Annotated in this window: 21 protein-coding genes and 4 pseudogenes; 3 read left to right on the top strand and 22 right to left on the bottom strand. The window is 36.3% G+C overall.

What is annotated here, in order from left to right; translation table 11 throughout:
* The first annotated feature begins 1 nt into the window (after nt 1).
* Nucleotides 2-520, top strand: coding sequence for a hypothetical protein (locus HX13_RS24695; protein ID WP_050022097.1), 519 nt, complete (start codon nt 2-4; stop codon nt 518-520).
* Nucleotides 521-554: 34 nt separating this feature from the next.
* Here HX13_RS24695 and HX13_RS17185 read toward each other — a convergent pair.
* The 13 genes and pseudogenes from HX13_RS17185 to HX13_RS17140 form a co-directional block, all read right to left on the bottom strand.
* Nucleotides 555-969: pseudogene (locus HX13_RS17185) on the bottom strand (DUF1348 family protein).
* A gap of 3 nt (nt 970-972) precedes the next feature.
* Nucleotides 973-1,500: a TetR/AcrR family transcriptional regulator gene (locus HX13_RS17180; RefSeq protein WP_050022096.1), complete on the bottom strand. Its 528-nt coding sequence runs from the start codon at nt 1,498-1,500 to the stop codon at nt 973-975.
* A 163-nt stretch (nt 1,501-1,663) separates the two neighbouring features.
* Nucleotides 1,664-2,633: pseudogene (locus tag HX13_RS17175) on the bottom strand (TerC/Alx family metal homeostasis membrane protein).
* 162 nt (nt 2,634-2,795) lie between these two features.
* The gene (locus HX13_RS17170) at nt 2,796-3,404 is read right to left on the bottom strand and encodes a TerD family protein (protein ID WP_050022095.1); all 609 of its coding nucleotides are present in this window, start codon (nt 3,402-3,404) and stop codon (nt 2,796-2,798) included.
* An 86-nt stretch (nt 3,405-3,490) separates the two neighbouring features.
* Complete coding sequence (locus tag HX13_RS22630) at nt 3,491-3,652, bottom strand: hypothetical protein (RefSeq protein WP_157837461.1); 162 nt, start codon at nt 3,650-3,652, stop codon at nt 3,491-3,493.
* An 86-nt stretch (nt 3,653-3,738) separates the two neighbouring features.
* Nucleotides 3,739-4,440: a hypothetical protein gene (locus HX13_RS17165; protein WP_050022094.1), complete on the bottom strand. Its 702-nt coding sequence runs from the start codon at nt 4,438-4,440 to the stop codon at nt 3,739-3,741.
* A 16-nt stretch (nt 4,441-4,456) separates the two neighbouring features.
* Nucleotides 4,457-5,633: pseudogene (locus HX13_RS17160) on the bottom strand (toxic anion resistance protein).
* A gap of 2 nt (nt 5,634-5,635) precedes the next feature.
* Nucleotides 5,636-6,194, bottom strand: a pseudogene (locus HX13_RS17155) (TerD family protein).
* Nucleotides 6,184-6,516, bottom strand: a complete 333-nt coding sequence (locus tag HX13_RS26125) for a phosphoribosyltransferase family protein (protein WP_316931348.1) — start codon at nt 6,514-6,516, stop codon at nt 6,184-6,186. The pseudogene HX13_RS17155 and the gene HX13_RS26125 overlap by 11 nt, the downstream one beginning before the upstream one ends.
* Before the next feature lie 34 nt (nt 6,517-6,550).
* On the bottom strand, nt 6,551-6,787 hold the full coding sequence (locus HX13_RS26120; RefSeq protein WP_316931347.1) for a phosphoribosyltransferase family protein: 237 nt from the start codon (nt 6,785-6,787) through the stop codon (nt 6,551-6,553).
* Nucleotides 6,714-7,016: a phosphoribosyltransferase family protein gene (locus HX13_RS26115; protein ID WP_316931346.1), complete on the bottom strand. Its 303-nt coding sequence runs from the start codon at nt 7,014-7,016 to the stop codon at nt 6,714-6,716. Before HX13_RS26115 ends, HX13_RS26120 begins: the two co-directional genes overlap by 74 nt.
* 6 nt (nt 7,017-7,022) lie before the next feature.
* Nucleotides 7,023-7,691: an HAD family hydrolase gene (locus HX13_RS17145; RefSeq protein ID WP_050022093.1), complete on the bottom strand. Its 669-nt coding sequence runs from the start codon at nt 7,689-7,691 to the stop codon at nt 7,023-7,025.
* A gap of 427 nt (nt 7,692-8,118) precedes the next feature.
* The gene (locus HX13_RS17140; RefSeq protein WP_050022092.1) at nt 8,119-9,657 is read right to left on the bottom strand and encodes a SulP family inorganic anion transporter; all 1,539 of its coding nucleotides are present in this window, start codon (nt 9,655-9,657) and stop codon (nt 8,119-8,121) included.
* Nucleotides 9,658-10,261: 604 nt separating this feature from the next.
* Between HX13_RS17140 and HX13_RS17135 the strand changes: the two genes are divergently transcribed.
* Nucleotides 10,262-10,690, top strand: a complete 429-nt coding sequence (locus tag HX13_RS17135; protein WP_050022091.1) for a helix-turn-helix domain-containing protein — start codon at nt 10,262-10,264, stop codon at nt 10,688-10,690.
* 45 nt (nt 10,691-10,735) lie between these two features.
* On the top strand, nt 10,736-11,041 hold the full coding sequence (locus tag HX13_RS17130) for a helix-turn-helix domain-containing protein (RefSeq protein ID WP_238555452.1): 306 nt from the start codon (nt 10,736-10,738) through the stop codon (nt 11,039-11,041).
* A 261-nt stretch (nt 11,042-11,302) separates the two neighbouring features.
* Here the strand turns inward: HX13_RS17130 and HX13_RS24690 are convergent, their stop codons facing one another.
* From HX13_RS24690 to HX13_RS17095, 9 genes are all read right to left on the bottom strand, one after another.
* Entirely contained in the window at nt 11,303-11,521 is a 219-nt protein-coding gene (locus HX13_RS24690; protein WP_238555451.1) for an SWIM zinc finger domain-containing protein, read from the bottom strand.
* A 31-nt stretch (nt 11,522-11,552) separates the two neighbouring features.
* A complete protein-coding gene (locus HX13_RS24685) occupies nt 11,553-12,314 on the bottom strand; it encodes a hypothetical protein (protein ID WP_238555450.1) in 762 nt (253 codons plus the stop codon).
* Nucleotides 12,283-12,648: a hypothetical protein gene (locus HX13_RS24680; RefSeq protein WP_238555449.1), complete on the bottom strand. Its 366-nt coding sequence runs from the start codon at nt 12,646-12,648 to the stop codon at nt 12,283-12,285. Before HX13_RS24680 ends, HX13_RS24685 begins: the two co-directional genes overlap by 32 nt.
* A gap of 3 nt (nt 12,649-12,651) precedes the next feature.
* Nucleotides 12,652-13,527 (bottom strand): DUF6493 family protein, encoded by an 876-nt coding sequence (locus tag HX13_RS25680; RefSeq protein WP_128572475.1) that lies wholly within the window; start codon nt 13,525-13,527, stop codon nt 12,652-12,654.
* A 16-nt stretch (nt 13,528-13,543) separates the two neighbouring features.
* Complete coding sequence (locus HX13_RS17115; protein WP_050022089.1) at nt 13,544-15,349, bottom strand: DUF6493 family protein; 1,806 nt, start codon at nt 15,347-15,349, stop codon at nt 13,544-13,546.
* 440 nt (nt 15,350-15,789) lie between these two features.
* A complete protein-coding gene (locus HX13_RS17110) occupies nt 15,790-16,341 on the bottom strand; it encodes a 3'-5' exonuclease (protein ID WP_050022088.1) in 552 nt (183 codons plus the stop codon).
* Between the two features lie 151 nt (nt 16,342-16,492).
* Nucleotides 16,493-17,350, bottom strand: coding sequence for an RNA ligase family protein (locus HX13_RS17105; RefSeq protein ID WP_050022087.1), 858 nt, complete (start codon nt 17,348-17,350; stop codon nt 16,493-16,495).
* Nucleotides 17,316-17,507 carry a hypothetical protein gene (locus tag HX13_RS22840; protein ID WP_050022086.1) on the bottom strand — a complete coding sequence of 64 codons (192 nt, stop codon included), beginning with the start codon at nt 17,505-17,507 and terminating at the stop codon, nt 17,316-17,318. The genes HX13_RS17105 and HX13_RS22840 overlap by 35 nt, the downstream gene beginning before the upstream one ends.
* Nucleotides 17,508-17,703: 196 nt before the next feature.
* Nucleotides 17,704-18,036, bottom strand: a complete 333-nt coding sequence (locus tag HX13_RS17095) for a hypothetical protein (protein ID WP_050022085.1) — start codon at nt 18,034-18,036, stop codon at nt 17,704-17,706.

Genomic DNA, 18,036 nt, shown 5'->3' with positions numbered 1-18,036 from the left:
AATGATTCCGTCTTTACTGACAGGTGATATGATCCGTAACGTCATAAAACTAATAGGAAAAAGAAATGATTTTATCCTTTCGTTTGATTATTATTCCATAGGTGCTTACCGCTTAGGAGACCATATTATTAAGATAAAATTACACCCTAAGTCTGTAGACAGACATACCGGGATAAAGGAAAATGTCAAAGATTCATTAACGCATTATCTGCAAGCCCATGATTTCACAGCAGATGTAATGATACAAATCTGCTATAATCTGAAGGATCAGCCTATCAATAAACTGAATGTAGAATGGAAAAACTCTCCTTTCATTACCATTGGTGAGGTCAGAATACATAAAGGTTCACTTTTGGATTCCCGCAGCTGTACAAATGAATTGCTTTCGTTTAACCCGTTTGAAAGTAAGATTTTTTTTCAGCCTGTAGGAAAAATACAAAAACTACGTGAAGAGGCGTATAGGGTATCGGTGCAGACGAGGAGAAAAATCAATAAGCTATTGCATGGGAAAGGCGGCTAAATGAATAAGAAAACTGCTGTAGTAACAGTTTTTATTATCTGAATTTCCGGTCTTCTTCTTTTATCGGCAGATCATTGATGCTTGCATATCTTTTGGCCATTAACCCGTTTTCATCGAATTCCCAGTTTTCATTTCCGTAAGCTCTGAACCAGTTTCCTTCTTTCGTCTGGTATTCATACTCAAAACGGACAGCGATACGGTTATCTGTGTGTGCCCAATATTCTTTTTTAAGTTTGTAATTGAGTTCTTTCTGCCATTTTTCCTTTAAAAATGCTACAATCTCGACTCTTCCATTTACAAATATATCTCTGTTTCTCCATTCACTATCGATGGTATATGCTTTGGAAACCTTTTCAGGATCCTGGCTGTTCCAGGCATCTTCTGCCATTTGAATTTTTTTCTTTCGCCGTTTCAAGAGTGAAAGGCGGAAGCGGATGCTTTTGTTCCATAATTTATTGTATTAAATGAGTGGCTATATTTTTTGATCTTTCAATCAGTTCATTTGACTTAAAAAGCTGGCTTTCAATTATACTGCTTTCAAAGAGCAAATAAATATGATCTGATAGAGCCTGATCTTTCAACAGGCTTGAAAAATAGTTTCTTAGATCTGCTTTATGGGTCTGGATGATTTTCAGTATTTTGGTATTATCCATCGGGATTTCCGATAGAATGTTCAGAAAACTGCATCCCCTGAAGTGCTCCTTTCCGTTCATGTATATCAGAAAATCAAAAGCCTTGATGATCTTGGATTTTAGGTCTTTTTCTTCTGCCAAAAAGATATTGAGTTCGCTGAACCAATATTCGTGTCTCACCTTCAGAAACTCCACACAAAGGTCTTCCTTTGATTTAAAATACTGGTAAAAACTTGCCCTCGCAACTCCGGCTTCTGAAATAATCTGGTTGATTCCCGTAGAATTATAACCTTGTCTGGCAAATAATCCAAAGGTAGTTTCTACAATTCTTTCTCTTGGAGATTTCATACTGCTTTTTTATGTAAACAAATATATGAAAAAAAATAATATACAGACTGATCTGTCTATTTTAATTTAAAGCAGAAATATTTAGATCTCAAAGGTATCCTCAATAATGTAAAAAGCCTCATGAACGTATTCCTGAGGCTCTTATATCTTACATTAAAGGTGATTATTTTTCTTCCAGTTCTTTTTTCTTCTCTTTATCAGGGAAGATAACGGACAGAAGAACAGAGATTACCAATACTCCCCCTACGATTCCCAATGAAATCGGTGATGGGATATGAATCCATGGAGCGATTAACATTTTTACCCCAATAAATGAAAGGATGATAGCTAATCCATACGGTAGTTTGCTGAACATATAAATAAAGTTCGCCAACAGGAAATACAATGATCTAAGCCCTAAAATGGCAAAAATATTGGATGTATAAAGGATAAACGGATCATTTGAGATGGCAAAGATCGCAGGAATGGAATCTACAGCAAAAAGGACATCCGTAAATTCTATAACCCCTACCACTACTAAAAGCGGAGTAGCCATTTTGATTCCGTTCTGAACGGTGAAGAATTTATCTCCATCATAGTTATCAGAAACTTTCCAGAAGCTCTTAATCAATTTTGCTCCGGCCGTATTGCTGTAATCCTCATCATCGCCGTCATCACCATCTCCCCAGGATTTAATTCCCGCATATACAAGGAATAGCCCAAACAGGGTCATTACCACATTGATCTTTACTGCAGTACCGAAGATATTCATTTCAGGAAGGTACGTCAGGTTAATCAACCCTACTCCTGCGAAGATAAATATCGCCCTGAAAATCAAGGCTCCGATGATTCCCCAGAAAAGAACTTTATGATGCAGGTATTTAGGTACCTTAAAGAACCCGAAAACAAGGATAAAAACGAATAAGTTATCCACAGAAAGGGCTTTTTCAATCCAGTAGGCAGCCTGATATTGGGTGAATTTTTCTATAGCCAGCGCATGGCTCTCCGGTGTTCCGTCTGTATTGAAAACCCAATACACAACGCCCGAAAATACCATAGAAAGCGATATCCATACAACAGACCAGATCGTGGCTTCTTTGGAAGACACTTCATGGCTTTTTTTTATTGAATACTCCTAAATCCAGGAGCAGCATGATAACAACTGTTACCGCAAATCCCCACACCAGACCCGGGTGCAGTTCTAAAATACTCTGATGTTTTTCCACTTGATTAATAATGTGTTATTATATGATAAAAGCAATAAGTGTACAAGGTACAAATATTGCTGTTCTTATTGATCTTTAATTGATTATTGATTATAAATAATTCGTCTTCACGGTCTGGATGGTTTGCTCCAGCTTGCGGTCTGCTGTAGGATCCCCGATGGCGTTGAATTTCCATTCTCCGTTTCTTTTATAAAACACTCCCATTACCATAGCAACGTGTCCCTTGAAAGAGACATCATTAGCAATATCGTATTTTGCAAAAACCTCTTTTACCTGAGTAGGTGTTCCTTCATAAATACGAATGGAAGCAAAAGGAATGGTTCCAAAATCCTGACCTCTGTAGCTGTTCAGCACCATAGCAACATATTCAATATTAGGTTCCAGTTGACTAAAATTCACTGTAATAACTTCGTTATCCAACCCATCATCCCCGTCTACATCTCCGGTAAGATCATCACCACTATGTCTTACGGATCCGTTTTTAGATTTCAGATTTCCAAAGTAAATTACTTCGGTAACGTTTTTATTTGAATCATATAAAATACAGCTTCCGTCTAAGTCTACTGCTTCTTTTTTAGTTCCGAAAAATCCTTTTTTTTCAATAGCTCCCCAGTTGATTCCTACGCAAGCCTGGGAAAGCTCAGCTCCGTTTTCTTTTTTAAGGTTTATTCTCTGACCTTTTTGTAAGTTGATAGCCATTTTTTTATGTTTAGTTGTTATTTACTTTTATAGCAAAGGGTTAAAAGACAAATTTGCGATTTTATTGTTTTTACCCTTCTGCTTTTTTAGTTATTATTCAAGTTCAAATTAAGCATTGCCCGCAGGATATTCGTTTCTTCATCAAAATCAAATATTTTGCTCATGATATCTATATTTTCAAGATTTCTCAGATAATCTTTTAAGACCTCTTCTACTTCAGCCGGTAAAGTACGTTTTCTTTCATTCATACTATTTTCAAGAAGCTCATTCTTTTGCTTCAGCTGATGGATGATGGCACTTTGATTTGATTGGTTTTCAGAAATATCGAGTTTATTCAGATCTTTATCAAAAAAGATATAATTTTTTTCTCATCTATACTAAAAACAAAATAATCATCAGACTGGAAGATCTTAAAAAGCTCATATTCATGGGTACCGATAATGTATCCGCAAATAAACCGAACTTTAAAGCCATGTATATTGAGCCTTCCCAATAATTTCCGTTCAATGGAGTAATCTTTGTACTGATACGCAGGAAAGGAACCGGAGGTCAGTAAAGATTCGTCAACCGCCGATCTGTAAAATTCCTGTGCATATTTTTTATGAAAATAGAGCACATTATCCCAATTGACGGTAAAAATAGCTTCTGTAAGGTCTTTATAAAGCTTTTTCAGATGCTGGGAAAATATACCGCTATACATTTTCCGGTCTGTCTGAAAACTATCTATTTTTCTTTCTTCAAAACCTGAGATATATTTTTTATTGATATCAATTTCGTTGATAACAGCCAGCATATCATTTTCCTTCTGCCTTTTGATTTTGGTCAGAAGCTCTATCAGGCTGTCGGTATACTGAAGGTGGAAAAGTTCAAGCTTATTATAATCCAAAGCCGTATTTTCCTGGAACATATTGTGAATAATATCGGTTTTGATGAAAATGGATATTATATCGATATGTTCAAAAAAATTCGCCAGAAGCTTAAGTTTTGTTAACCTTCTTCTACTTTGCGATAATATGGTTGCTGCATCATCCCCCACCTTGATATCCTATAAATTAACCTCTTACATTAGCTTTTAGTTCATGTTCCAATGTCTGAAGATCCTGATCCAGCTTTCTTCTGCTGTCTGCTCCCTGCTTTTGGATCTGTTTCACCTCATTCAGGGTATTGATCAGCATTGAAGTGGTTTCTCTCAATGTTTCTACAGAAACGATGGTCTGCTCATTGGCTCTGGCTACATTCACCGAATTTTGCCCAAGACGTTCTGCATTTTTTTCTTAAAATTTCTTCCGTAGTGGATGAAACTTTCTGTTGAATTTCAATATTCTGCTGCTGTCTGTACATTGCAACGGCAAGGGAGAGCTGATTTTTCCACACCGGCAGTGTGGTTGTAAGAATGGTCTGCGCCTTTTCAGCGATAGAAACGTTATTATTCTGCACCAATCTGATCTGTGGAAGCGACTGCATCATGATGACACGCACTACTTTAAGATCGGCCATTCTTCTGTCTAATCTTGCGATGAAATCCCTCTTGTCTGCAATCTGATAATCCTGGAAATTCTGAGGATTGGCTTCCATATGCGCAAGCTCGGCAGCTGCTCTTTCCATTCTTATATTTCCGGCAATCACCAGGTCTTCGATCTGCTTGATAGAGTTTACATTACTTTCAAAAATGGTCTGCAGAACGGCATTATCTTTTGTAGAAGTAATAATTCCCGCATTTACTTTATAAGAAATCTGCTCAATATTATTGATGATTTTATCATATTTTGCAAACAGATTTTCTACCTGCGTCATCACTTTTTTCATAAACGGCAGCTTACTCAGGAAACTTTTTACCTTGTTTCCGTTAAGCTCATCTACGTCTACATAATTAAGCTCTACTAAAAGATCATTGATAAGGCCCCCCACTTCTCCTGAGTTTGATCTTCTTACATTTCCTAAGAAGCTGTCACTCTGATTCGTTAATGTTTTCTGAAGCTCTGCACCAAAGTTTACAATAGATCCGGGATTAGCCTCGTCAATAGAGTTGGCAAGAACTTCATATTTCTGACGTTCCTCTGACTTTAATTGAGTAAGATTTACATTTCCTTCCCTGTCTACCAGAACCCCTGGTGCTGCATTTTGAGCGGGCTGGGCTGGCGTAGGCGGAACCATTGGAGTGGGTTCAAAGGTTTTAAGAGGTTCTATCGATCCTAGCGGATCTATCGGCTGATTTTCCTGATTGTCCATAATTACTTTTGATAAATTGATACAAATTTTTCAAGGCCGTCCCGCTGTCCTGCTCCTACGGCCTCAAATTTCCATTCTCCGTTTCTGTTGTAGATTCTTCCGAATTCTACTGCAGTTTCGATTGAGAAATCTTCGTCTAATTCATATTTTAAGATCTCTTCATTCGTATCTGTATTAAAAATTCTGATAAAAGAATTTCTTACCTGCCCAAAATTTTGCTTTCTGGATTCTGCTTCGTGGATTGTTACTACCACTGTAATTTCTTTAATGGCAGCATCTATTTTAGTAAGGTCTATTTTGATCTGCTCATCATCCCCTGATCCTTCTCCTGTAAGATTATCTCCTGTGTGGATAACAGATTTATCCGGAGACTCCAGATTATTATAAAAAAATAAAATGATTATCTGAAATTAATTTTTTGTCGTCACCCAATAAAAATAAAGAAGCATCAAGGTCAAATGCTGTTCCTGTAGAAGTATTATTGATATCCCATCCCAAACCTACAGTAAATTTAGGGGCGTTGATATTTTCTCTTTGTCCTTTTTGTAAGTTAATAGCCATAATATAATTCCGTTTGTATTAAAGTATTGATGTTGTTTTCGTATTCTTTTATTAAATGATAATTGTTACTGATGGCCAGCTCCAGAAGCAGGTCCATCTGTTCTCTTTTTACTTTAGACGTAAGATAATCAAAATTACTTGAATCCAGCCCTAAAATATATTTGACGATTCTCGTATTAAATTCAAAACTGGGCTTTCCCATTACTTCTGCAATGTGTTGTATATTTTTCACTGCATAATAATTAAAATAATTTTCAATTTTGGGATCAATATCAAGATTCATAAGCTCCGCATAATACAGAAACATAAAATCAGCGTCCACATTATATTGATCTAAAATCCTGGTTACTGTATATTCATGACTTCCTGTAATTTTTTATATCGTCTATAAAAAATACAAAGTTTTTCCTCTTAAAAAAATCTTTATCTATGTAATAAGTATCATTGGCAATCAGATTTTTGCGATCTTCAAAACTAAGGTTGCCATAATCGGTAATATAAGTATGGTTGCGGTTAATTTTAGAAATGATACTTGACTTCCTTCCTTTTTGAAACAGATAAAAGTCCAAAATGCTTTTTAAAAAAAGAAGCATAAAAAAAATTGGATGCTGTAGGAATCGCCATATAAGGGCTGGGGAGAACCACAATTTCTTTATCCGTGTCCAGAAGTGCATTATACCCGGAAATAAATCCGTCAAATAATTCTTTTGCAAATTTTTCTGCATACGACTTATCGCCATATTTGAAATAGCTGTATTCTGCCGGTGAGAAAGTGAACTCATCCGCTGAATGAATGTGGTGTAAGCTGTATCTCTTATTCATGTTATATTAGTGTTTAAGCAAATGGGCACTGAAACCGAAGCTTCTTGCTCCCTGATAATCTGCTACTGGATTATCACCGATATGAAGAATCTGATGCAATGGCAGATCCTGATCCCTGATCTTATTTTTCACTTCCTGAAAAATAAGTGGATTCGGTTTGGAACAATTGATTTCATCTGAATAAATGTGGAAATCTATGTACTGATCCAGGTTTTCATGAATCAGGAACTTCCGCATGGTCTTTCCTTTGATAAATCCTGTATTGCTCAGAATATTAATGGTCTTTCCCTGATTTTTGATATTCTCAAAAAAATCATGAATATTTTCAAAAATAACAACTGGTTTGTATTCTAAAAATAATTCTTCACTTTTCAAATAAAATTCATTGAGTTTTTCTTTATTCACAGATGCAATATCTACATTCAGCGAACCAAGGATCATCAGGTAAATCTCAAAAGTATCTATATTCCCGCCTGTTATCTCATTGATAGAATTACAAAGGTCATCATAATATTTTACGGTCTTTGCAACCTCTTCAATAGGTTTGTCTACATTGAAAAATGAGGAGAACAGCTCAACTCTTTTTGTTTTAAATTCAGGGTGAGATTTGATTAAAGTAAGCCACAGATCAAAAGAAAAATGACAGTGGTTTTGAATGTTGATATCTGTTTTCAATAGTTTTAAGTTAAAAGTTTTATTTAGCTCCTTGAAAAAGATTTAAAAATTTTCAATCATCAACAAGTGTTTAATTTTCTATTCTTTCCAAAGATAAAATTTTTATCATAAATGTATCACTATACTTCCCTGTTTTAAGATATTTTATGATTTGAGGGAAGGTAAAATAAAAATTACTAATTGCGGTTATTTTTACTTATGTTTTAAAGTTGCTGGTTAGTAGTTGTTACTCATTACTGAAATAAAATCAATTGAAAAATGTGAAAATAATAAAGAAAATAGTGTTGTGAATAGGACGTTTTTATTTTACATTACAATATTATAGAGTTTTCAGAAAAGCTATAGAATGATGATCTGTTTAAAAACAAATTTACTTTTGAGAGTATATGTTTAATGTTCCTGGTTCTTCAAACAGGTTCCACACATTCTATTTTTCCGGCATCACTTTATACGTAGGATCTTCCTGAATATTCACTTCAATGATAGCTTCCGCATTTTTCAACATTTTGCGGCAGTCTTCACTCAGATGGCGAAGGTATAATGTTTTCCCGTTTTGTTTATAGCGTTTTGAGATTTTATCTAAAGCGTCTATAGCACTCATATCAACAATACGGCTTTCTTTGAAATCCACCACTACTTCATCAGGGTCTTCCGCGGGATCAAACTTTTCTATAAATGCGGTTACAGAACCGAAAAATAAAGGGCCATATATCTCATAGTGCTTGATACCGTTTACATCCATATGTTTTCTGGCACGGATTCTTTTGGCATTATCCCAGGCAAATACCAGTGCTGATATGATCACTCCCACTAAAACGGCCAGGGCAAGATTATGAAGAACTACCGTAATTAAAGCAACGGTTATTCCAACGAATATATCTGATTTAGGCATTTTTTTCACAATTCTGATAGAAACCCATTGAAAGGTACTTATTGCCACCATCATCATAACCCCTACCAAAGCGGCCATAGGAATTTTTTCAATAACAGGAGCTCCAAAAAGAATGATCGACAGAATCATAACGGCTGCAATAATGCCGGATAACCTGGCTCTTGAACCGGCATTGAGATTAACAAGCGTTTGGGCAACCATGGCACAGCCCCCCATTCCGCCAAAAAAACCATTGGTCATGTTAGCAATTCCCTGCGCAACGGATTCTTTATTTGCATTGCCTTTGGAATTGGTAATTTCATCGACCATTGATAATGTCAGAAGAGATTCTATAAGGCCTACGCCAGCCATAATTAATGCATATGGAAAAATAATCCGCAATGTTTCCAGGGAAAAAGGAACCTGTGGAATATGAAAAACCGGAAGATCTCCACTGATATGTGCAATATCTGCCACCGTTTTTGTATGGATATTAAATCCTAACACCACTGCAAAAACAACAATAATAGCAGCCAAGGAAGCCGGAATTGCTTTTGTGAGTTTCGGAAAGAAATACACTACGGCAATAGTTAAGGCAGTAAGTCCTGCCATTATATAGAGAGGCGTTCCCTGAAGCCAGCCAGCCTCACCGTTACTACCGGTTATTTTAAACTGTTCGATCTGTGCTAAAAAAATAATAATGGCGAGACCATTCAGAAACCCATACATTACCGGCTGCGGAATGAGTCTCACAAATTTTCCCAATTTAAAGATTCCCACGAGTATTTGAATAATTCCTGCAAGGGCAACGGTAGCAAAAAGGTATTCCACACCATGCGATTGTATAAGGGCTATCAGTACGACAATGGTGGCTCCGGCTCCTCCGGACACCATTCCCGGCCGGCCACCCAGTATAGCAGTCACCAACCCCATCAATCCGGCTGCGTAAAGTCCTGTAAGTGGTGACAGCCCAGCCAGAATCGCAAACGAAAGTGATTCCGGAATCATGGTCATAGCTACGGTAAAGCCTGCGAGCAATTCATTTTTATAATTTATTTTTTTCGAAAAATCGAATAAGCTTATAGTATTTTTCATTGATGGCAAAGGTATATACTTGCTCAATGGTATACAATTTTCTTTTACGCTTTTAAGAATTTCCGTCCCTATTACAATAATTCACAGTTTAGTTTATATAATATGTTAATTTTAATTAAAGTTTGCTCATAAAGTCATTTTTTTATATTTATCAGCATCCTGAATTCTAATTTTTGTTTAAATTTGAAAGTCATTAGACGGATTATCTGTTATTTTTATCCTGTAAATCATATAGACAACTGGCCATCAAAATACCAATAGCAACCGTCATTAGAATAAAATAGAATTGCATGAAAAAGTTTTAGTAGGCATATATACTTTACACAAATGGTAGAAAAAGAAGGCTGGAGCAGATGGAGAATTAATGAACCAAGTGAAAACAAGGAAATTATATCCTACGGTAAATTAAGTGGCAATGAATACTTTTTTTAAGATCTTATATTTTTCTTAAACATTTTTTTAGTCCCACATGACCTGATTGAATATTTCAGGGTGCTTATCGTTTCATTTCAGTACAGCCCTTATTATTTCCCGTCAATGGTATATAGTCTCTATTCTGGTGTTATGTGAAGGAGTTTAAATAAGAAATTATATTCAATAAGAAATGTTATATAAAGAAATCCACATTGGAAAATTTATTAAGGAGAAGGTTGATGAAAATGAAATAACAATGGAGAGGATATGTAAGTTTTTAGGCAAAGATGAAGAGACTGTCGAAACCATGTACAACAGTAAATCTATAGATTCTGATCTTCTTCTAAGATGGAGCAAATTATTGGAATATGACTTTTTCAGGCTTTACAGCTCGCATCTCATTTTATATGCTCCGCCTGCTGCAGTCAACAAAAATCAACAGAAATCTGAAAAAATTCCTTATTTCAGAAAAAACATTTATACCCAGGAAATCAAAGATTTTATTATGAAAAGAATCTTGTCCGGTGAAATGACCCAAAGTGAAGTGATTAAAGAATATTCTATTCCTAAAAGCACTCTCCACAGATGGCTTCAGAAAGGTGATAATACAAACGGATAAACAAACAGTACATGCGTCCTAATTATAAAAAAAATTTACCAGGATATGCTCAGGCTTGAATATCCTGAAAAATTAAAGGATCCAAAAATCAGAGAGCTTCTTGAGCGGCTTCACACCAGCGAAGATGTTCTTAAATTCAATGAGAAACTTTTCAAACAGTCTAAAGAAAATCAAAAGCTCAAAACCTACGATAAGAAAACCATGCTTAAACTTCTCCAATACCAAAAGAAGCATGGCTATTCTACCAGTTACATGTCCAAAAAATATAAAATCAGCAGAACCACACTTTCCAAATGGAAAAGTATGTTTGAGGATGAGCTTGAAATTGCAACAAAGAAAGCCGGTAAATAATAGGTTTCTTTTTGAAGTCCGGGCCTATTGATACAGCCAGGCATATCGTAAGAAATATTGTTAGTCAATTCCCGGATTTAACAGATCGTGATTAATGTATTTATGCATAAAAATAATTATGACTTTTTAGGTTTGGGCTAAAGTTATGCGGGCTAAAGCCAGCATCTATTGATGTAGGCAAAAATCAGATCATAAGAAAGCTTCTCCTTGATCTTCCAGGTATGCCAGCAGGTAAAGTTTAGACTTCGAAAAAGTTTTCATTCAATTACCGGCAAGTTTCTTCACTGCCAGAACATGCTTACAAGGCCCTCTCTCACCCTGATATTTGATGAACCACTCACAGGTGCAACGTTCCTTTCCTTCTTCTAGAATAATTGTATGCTGCACATCAGTACCTTCTACCCTGGCTTCTATTCTTTCATTTTTTATGCTTACAATTTCTACTTTTCCTTCTTCAATCAGTTTTTCTGCATTTTTCATACGGGGATTCAGTTCCAAAACCCGGCTCAATTTAAAAAGGGAGCCTGCGATAGAAAAACTCCCGGGTGTCTACATCATATCCCAGAAGTCCCATCGCTGCCAGTCTTGCAGTAAGATTTTCAGCCTTTTCTATATTGATATTCCCTTCCACAGCCATCATTATTTTATTGAAAGACTGGTTGGCATATGCATATTTATCCAGCGCATCAATCCACTCATCAGGCACATCATTAATAAGCCCCTCCAATACGGCACCTTCGCTGGAAAATCCACGCCAGATCTCCCTTGACAGAGAAAAACTGAATGTAATATTTCCCATGTACAACTGCCACGTTACAGATTGTCTCTTAGGATGGCCAAAAACTTTCATATAGTCTGTATATGGTAGCAGAGATTCCAGCAGACGAAGCCTGTGAAGGCCTCCGATACAAACACCGTCCGCTGATTGTACGGGAGAAAATGTGGGCTTATTTCCTCTTACTATCAGAAAATAATCACATTTCACCACTCCTTTCGGCATTCCCCTGAACAGCTGCTGCGCCTGTATTTTATTGAATGTATACAGTTCTTCCGATTCGGATAGATAAACCTGTACTGTTCCCAGGCCTTTAATCCATTTTTCAGGCAAAGGGACCTTTCGTTCTATGATTTTCTTTTTTTCAGTATATAACCCGACTTCTTTTTCTCCTATGGAAAGTATAATTTTTTCGTAGGGACGGATACTCCCCAAAGCCGTAATCATAGATTGGTTAAAATCTACGTTAATAGTCCCGTTTTCTAAAAAACGCGCCATCTAATCCGCCCGGTAACACATCTATCCGTGCATATACTCCTGCACAATGTGAAAACCCTTCAAAGCGTAATCTTTCATCTCCCACAGTAACAATCGGATCTTTAATAAGCGCCATCTGAAACGGGGGAAGGTTAAAACCGGCTTTCACAATATTAGAGAGTGTAATAAGGCATCTGGCCAAAATAAAAGGCTGACTTACACTTCCCCAGAAAAAACAAGGGGCACCTGTATTTTTTTGGACCTCACTGTATTTGGAGAGGAACAGTTCCTCCAGGGCTCCTCTTTTTAACAGAGATGATGATCCTGCGTAACTGTAAGTAAGCGTATCTTCCATAATTTATTTCTTTAGAAGAAGAGTGCATATTTTTTTCAGGCTTGAATTTTCTTTCCAGTTGCTGAGTTTTTCTTTTATTTTTTCACAGGTTTTCGACTGGTTTAAAGCCAATACTTCATGGTAAATCTCCAGTAACCTTTTCAGATTGGTCACAGGATTTTCCATCTGAAGTATTATGGTAGATATTAATTCTTCTAATGCCAGATTATGATTTTTGCTGACGTTAAGGATATGGTGCTGTATCAGATCTGTCAACCTTTTAACAGGAGCCCATTCCGGATTTTCGTGCTGCCCGATAATTGTTCCTAATATTGTATTATCCATCATTTGATGGGATACATGTTCCAGCCAGATTTCAGCAGCGATACCCCGGATGGTTTTGTCACTATCCAGAAAAACTGTTGCTAAAAAAAGATAGCCCATTTCATCCAGAGGCTTTTTGATCTGATAAAGAGCCTGTATTGTTTTCAGTACCATGCTCCTTTCGTACACTTCTGCAATTCCGGAGTAGAATAAACATGTTTTTATAATTTTGGCCAGAACATTAGCCGGTGTATTGGGAAAACTCCACATAAAAACAGGAACTTCAGGAAAACTTTTCTGCTCAGCAACAAAGTATTCCAGGAATAATTTATCTTTTCCTTTTTCAAGGTGGTATTTGGGAATTGTTATACTAAGTTCAACGGGATAGTATGAATTTTTTTTACTGTCAATGGTTTTCCACTGATAAATTCCTGAAAAAAATTCTTTAGGGATATGATCATACCCCAAACCATTGAATTCTTTAAAATCCGTTTCCGGTGAACGTGTAATTCCGGCTGTTATCCACCAGGCAGGATGCTCAATATTGCCTTCTGGTCTGGTATTTTTCCCTAACAAGAAAAATATAAGCGCTTTATACTCTCCTTTTAATTTTTTTTTCCGCCAGCTGTATCGCTTCAGAAGGATCATCCAGTGCACAACGCTGCAATGCCAGCTGAACATCCAGATGATTGGGTTCTATCTGTTTATTCTGGTAGATTTCAAATCTTTCCACAAGAGTTTCAGGAGCAATCCAGCACGGGGCATGCGTCACAGTTGACAACAAAGGAGTTGTATCTCCGGATTGCATTTTACGATAGACAGTAACGGCAATTTCCTTACATCCTTTCATGGCAGGATTTTCTACCCCTATTTTTTCTATCGGACCTATTTTTTTATGATAGTTCAGATAGGTTTCTCTTACAGCTTCTTCCTCAGTAGTTTTCTGATATATTTTTCCAAGATTTTTCAATTGAGCCGGAAACCGTTTCTGCAAATTCAAGCCATAATTAATAATCAGATTGCATAAGAGTACATTAAAATAGGGAACTTCCCATTTTGCAATAGTTTTACAGGCTTTTTGAAATACAGGTTCTATTAATTGCACTGATTCAGCATCTGCATCCTCAGAAAAACGGATGAGTCCCGCCAGAGCAATATCATAATGACAGGTTTCCGGGTTTTCTATCGCTAAAGGAAGAAAAAACATTAAATCCTCAAAATTCCCAGGTTCTTTCACCTTATTTTCAGCCTTGATCAGAGCAGGTTTTTCAATGGCTATATCTTCCAGTTTGTGTTGTTTTTCTTCAATATATTTTGCTAAAAGAGGCCGTATATTAGTCAGTATATTATCCGAATATAGGGAGATTGCCTCTTTCACATTTTCAGAAGCGGGAACATATTTCAGAATCATTTTGGCTGCTTTTGACTGAATCCCGTCATCTTTGTTTACAAAGGCTGTACTTAATGCTACTCCTAATATTTCCTGATCAAACTTTTTCTTCTGCAATATCTTTTCTATTAAACCCAGGGTTGAAACCACTATAGTTTTAATCTCTGAACTCAAAAGATTGGGCAGGTAGTGCGTAAATTCATCGCTCCTGAAAGCAGGATCATGTACTATTTTCTTTAGGTAGATGAGTATTGTATTTATGGCTTTTGACTGAACAGAGGTTAAACCCGCCAATAACTCATCCTGAAGTTCTATTATTTCTTCATCGGCCGGTTTTAATGCAACAAATGCATCCATAAACCAGTTGGTTACATTTTTGTTAAAATTCCGGTTAGAAGCCAGAAGGCACTCTTTAAGAAACCTTTTTCTGCTGACTTTTTGTTCTCTTACAAGCTTTTGAATCAACGGAAGCCATTCTTTATAAAAAGGCAGTGATCTTGAAGGATACTCGCATAGGTACCAGAAATGAGTCTGCAATGTTTCAGGATGCTTCTCCAGCTCTGAGGGATAGTTGCTCAAATGATGTCCCAATAGCCGGGGAGATGGCTGTACATAGCCTTTTTCCGTCCACCCTAAAATATCCCGATAGTTAAAAGCCAGCAATTCTGTTTCTACAGATTCATTGATAAAATCTGAAAACCAACTTGGGCACCCCCATTCCAAAATTTGCTCTGTCCGGTTTACATCGCGAAAAACATTCCAGTACTTTTTACCGAAATTTTTTTGGTCCATGCATACAAATGAAGCAATGTCAATAATGGAGTGTTGTTCTGCAGAACCGACAGTGTGATAAGACTTCTTTGTCATCACAATCCTGCTGATCTCACGGTCCAGCTTTTTTATTGTAGGGACTAGTGCTTTTCTTTCTTCAGCAGTAAGCTGCTTCAAAAAAGGGATTATCTCATGTGTTTTTTCCTCATTAAAGATCTCATAAAGCCTTTCTTTCATTTGTTTTTTAATTTGGTGAATAATTTTTTCAGGTTATTTTGTTCTCCTCTACATTAGTAAAAGCAGTCATTTTTGCCAGAGACAACTCAAAAAAGAAACCTCTTTGATTTTATCGTTTAAATACAGGTCTTAAACTCTTTATTGATCAATTACTTTGGTTCTTGTCAGCTAAAATAACAAAAATTGACTGACAGTTAATAAATTATCCCTTAAAAGTGAGTTTTTTAACAAAAAATTAAGTATTAAAAGCTTTATCACCACTAATTTTGTAGACTATTTATAATTCTCATATTGTAGATTTATACAATAATACAGTAATTACCATTACAAGAAATTATATGGAATCAAAAAAAATTATATAAAGAAGTCAATTCCATATTCATAATAAAAACTCCCTTTTCCAAGAGAGTTATATTAAGTATTGTTGATGAAGCCTTATTTTAACAGTTATTCAGACACCAATGCAGAATTTTTGCAATATTCCTGGCATCATCCACACCTCTGTGATGGGTACCTTCTAAAGTCAAGCCCAGTTCTCCCAGAGCCCTGTTCATTCCTACGCTTTTCCTTATGGCAGGATGTAACTGTCCGAATAAGGTTTTTACATTGATATGATCATCACTCATAGGATAATCCACGTAAAATCTCCGGGCCTGGCTTTCAAGCATATTCAGGTCATAATTTCCATAGCTGGCCCATGTCAGCTCTTCCGAATCGTATTCTGCCCTGAGAATATCGAATGCATCATCCAGCAGAACTCCTTCATTATCCAGCATATTTTGGGTAAGAGTTGTGAGTTCCGTACAGAACGGACTTACTTTTGAAAATTGTGGTTTTATTAAAATTTCTTCATTTTTAGAGACTCTCCCGGTTTTTGCATTCATAATACAAACTCCTATTTCTATGATCTCACTTTCCTGACCTCTGGGCGGCCTGTTTTCCCAACACGTTGCTTCAAGGTCTACGATTAATATATTTTCTGTTGTTTTCACTTTTTTTTGTTTTTTTATTTACCACCGTGAATTCCGTTTTTTCCGTAATGGAGCGTCTGGAATACATTAAAAGATTTCCCAAACTTAAGTTTGATCTTCTTTTGCAGTTTCGTTATTTTATTATAAAAAGTTTCGGCAGTATTTGCCGAAACTAGTCTTTGAGAGTTGTCAACTCTTCTTTTATACAATTAATTACTAAAGAATTTAATTTCTTATTGATCCTTTTCTGTTCTTCTTTTTCAATGGTTGTAAGCACGGCCGGAAAATCTTTTTCAAAATCTTCCAGAATATCCTTGGCAAAAAGACCTGTTATCTTTCCTATCATTTCAGGTGCAAATTCACCGGTTTTACTCACAACATTATTCAGCCGGTTTACAGTCACATATCTTTGGATTTCCTCCCAGATTTGTTGAGCAGCTCCGCTAAACTGAACTTGTTTCTGAGTGATTCTTTCTTGCTTTTTAACCATTTTGGATTTTTCGATCCATTTTTCATTCTTATTTTTCAGAATAACTCTTGCACCGTTTCCAAAATATCTGGTTTTCAAAGTTTTGATAATAGTCCCTTCGCACATATTATTCATTTCAGGCAGTCCCAGCCAGACCGGAATCTTGGAATTGAAGACATTGGGATATCTCAAAGCTTCTTCCAGAGTACCCTGAAACAGGGTTTTTGCATAGAAAAATCCGGTTTCCTCAAAAATAGGATTGATGATCTCCGTATCCAGATAAGTGATTCCATTCAACTTAATGTCGAAAGCATAAAATTCGTTGTAGGGAGCATATTCAATTCCTTTCTGTACTCTTATTGCCCCTTCCACCGGATCTACTTCCTTATGCTTGTAACCTCCACCGAATAATTCACCGTAGATTACGACTGTTTCAGCGTCCGGATATATAGCTTTCACTTTACCGAAGACTTCAAGCACATTTTTCCTGTAGCGCTCCAATATCTGATGGGCATTGAAAAATTTTTCATTCTTTTGTAATGAAGGCAGTTCTTTTGGCAATCTTAATTTCCTTTCCATTGGTAAAGAAAGAGAAATTGGCTCCGTGAACTTTTTCCTGTACAATGAAAATCTCATCCCCAAACCCTTGCAGTTTGATCTGATCAATCACCCTGGTCTGATAAGCGTTTTCTATAGAGTTATATGTTTTAAAAATCATTTCTTTACTTTTAATAATTATTTTCCGGACAAATACATGATGTCTATTACAATTGTTTAAAGTTTTTTAAAAGGCTCATTATATTTTCCTTTCCCACAGGATTCATGGAATGACAGTAAAATTGTGGTAAGTCTAAGTGATTATCCATACAATATTTTACCAATCATCTGGCACAGTCGTACCTGACTATTGATATTTAATTGGAAAGAGCCTGTTCTTTCATTTTCAACTCATGTTCTTTATCTCGTCTGTCAATTTCCCCGAAGGGACTTCCTTTGAAGTAACCAATATTGGCAAATCCATTTTCCTCTTTCAATAAAGAATCTCTTTCTTTCACAGCACCGGTGTTTTTACTTCCGTAATTTCCTTCCAGCTGTTTAGTGGCAGGATTGAGATCTCCCCAGATCGCTGTTTTTCCCTGGTAAAGGGGTTCTACGAAATAAGTGATTCCCGTTACGGAAGATTTTACAATGAATCTTCCGGTTTCATCAGTGTTCGTAAGGAATCTTTGCAATACTTCACGTCTCAT

The sequence above is a fragment of the Chryseobacterium sp. P1-3 genome, assembly GCF_000738495.1.
GTDB lineage: Bacteria > Bacteroidota > Bacteroidia > Flavobacteriales > Weeksellaceae > Chryseobacterium > Chryseobacterium gallinarum.
This window is presented reverse-complemented; position numbering and strand designations above follow the sequence as displayed.

Bases quoted from the DNA above. Each gene is read 5' to 3' on its own strand.
- HX13_RS24695 (WP_050022097.1), top strand. From the start codon at position 2: ATGATTCCGTCTTTACTGACAGGTGATATGATCCGTAACGTCATAAAA.
- HX13_RS17180 (WP_050022096.1), bottom strand. From the start codon at position 1,500: ATGAAATCTCCAAGAGAAAGAATTGTAGAAACTACCTTTGGATTATTT.
- HX13_RS17170 (WP_050022095.1), bottom strand. From the start codon at position 3,404: ATGGCTATCAACTTACAAAAAGGTCAGAGAATAAACCTTAAAAAAGAA.
- HX13_RS22630 (WP_157837461.1), bottom strand. From the start codon at position 3,652: ATGAATGAAAGAAAACGTACTTTACCGGCTGAAGTAGAAGAGGTCTTA.
- HX13_RS26120 (WP_316931347.1), bottom strand. From the start codon at position 6,787: ATGCTTCTTTTTTTAAAAAGCATTTTGGACTTTTATCTGTTTCAAAAA.
- HX13_RS26115 (WP_316931346.1), bottom strand. From the start codon at position 7,016: ATGAATAAGAGATACAGCTTACACCACATTCATTCAGCGGATGAGTTC.
- HX13_RS17140 (WP_050022092.1), bottom strand. From the start codon at position 9,657: ATGAAAAATACTATAAGCTTATTCGATTTTTCGAAAAAAATAAATTAT.
- HX13_RS17135 (WP_050022091.1), top strand. From the start codon at position 10,262: ATGTTATATAAAGAAATCCACATTGGAAAATTTATTAAGGAGAAGGTT.
- HX13_RS17130 (WP_238555452.1), top strand. From the start codon at position 10,736: ATGCTCAGGCTTGAATATCCTGAAAAATTAAAGGATCCAAAAATCAGA.
- HX13_RS24690 (WP_238555451.1), bottom strand. From the start codon at position 11,521: ATGAAAAATGCAGAAAAACTGATTGAAGAAGGAAAAGTAGAAATTGTA.
- HX13_RS24685 (WP_238555450.1), bottom strand. From the start codon at position 12,314: ATGGCGCGTTTTTTAGAAAACGGGACTATTAACGTAGATTTTAACCAA.
- HX13_RS24680 (WP_238555449.1), bottom strand. From the start codon at position 12,648: ATGGAAGATACGCTTACTTACAGTTACGCAGGATCATCATCTCTGTTA.
- HX13_RS17115 (WP_050022089.1), bottom strand. From the start codon at position 15,349: ATGAAAGAAAGGCTTTATGAGATCTTTAATGAGGAAAAAACACATGAG.
- HX13_RS22840 (WP_050022086.1), bottom strand. From the start codon at position 17,507: ATGATTTTTAAAACATATAACTCTATAGAAAACGCTTATCAGACCAGG.
- HX13_RS17095 (WP_050022085.1), bottom strand. From the start codon at position 18,036: ATGAGACGTGAAGTATTGCAAAGATTCCTTACGAACACTGATGAAACC.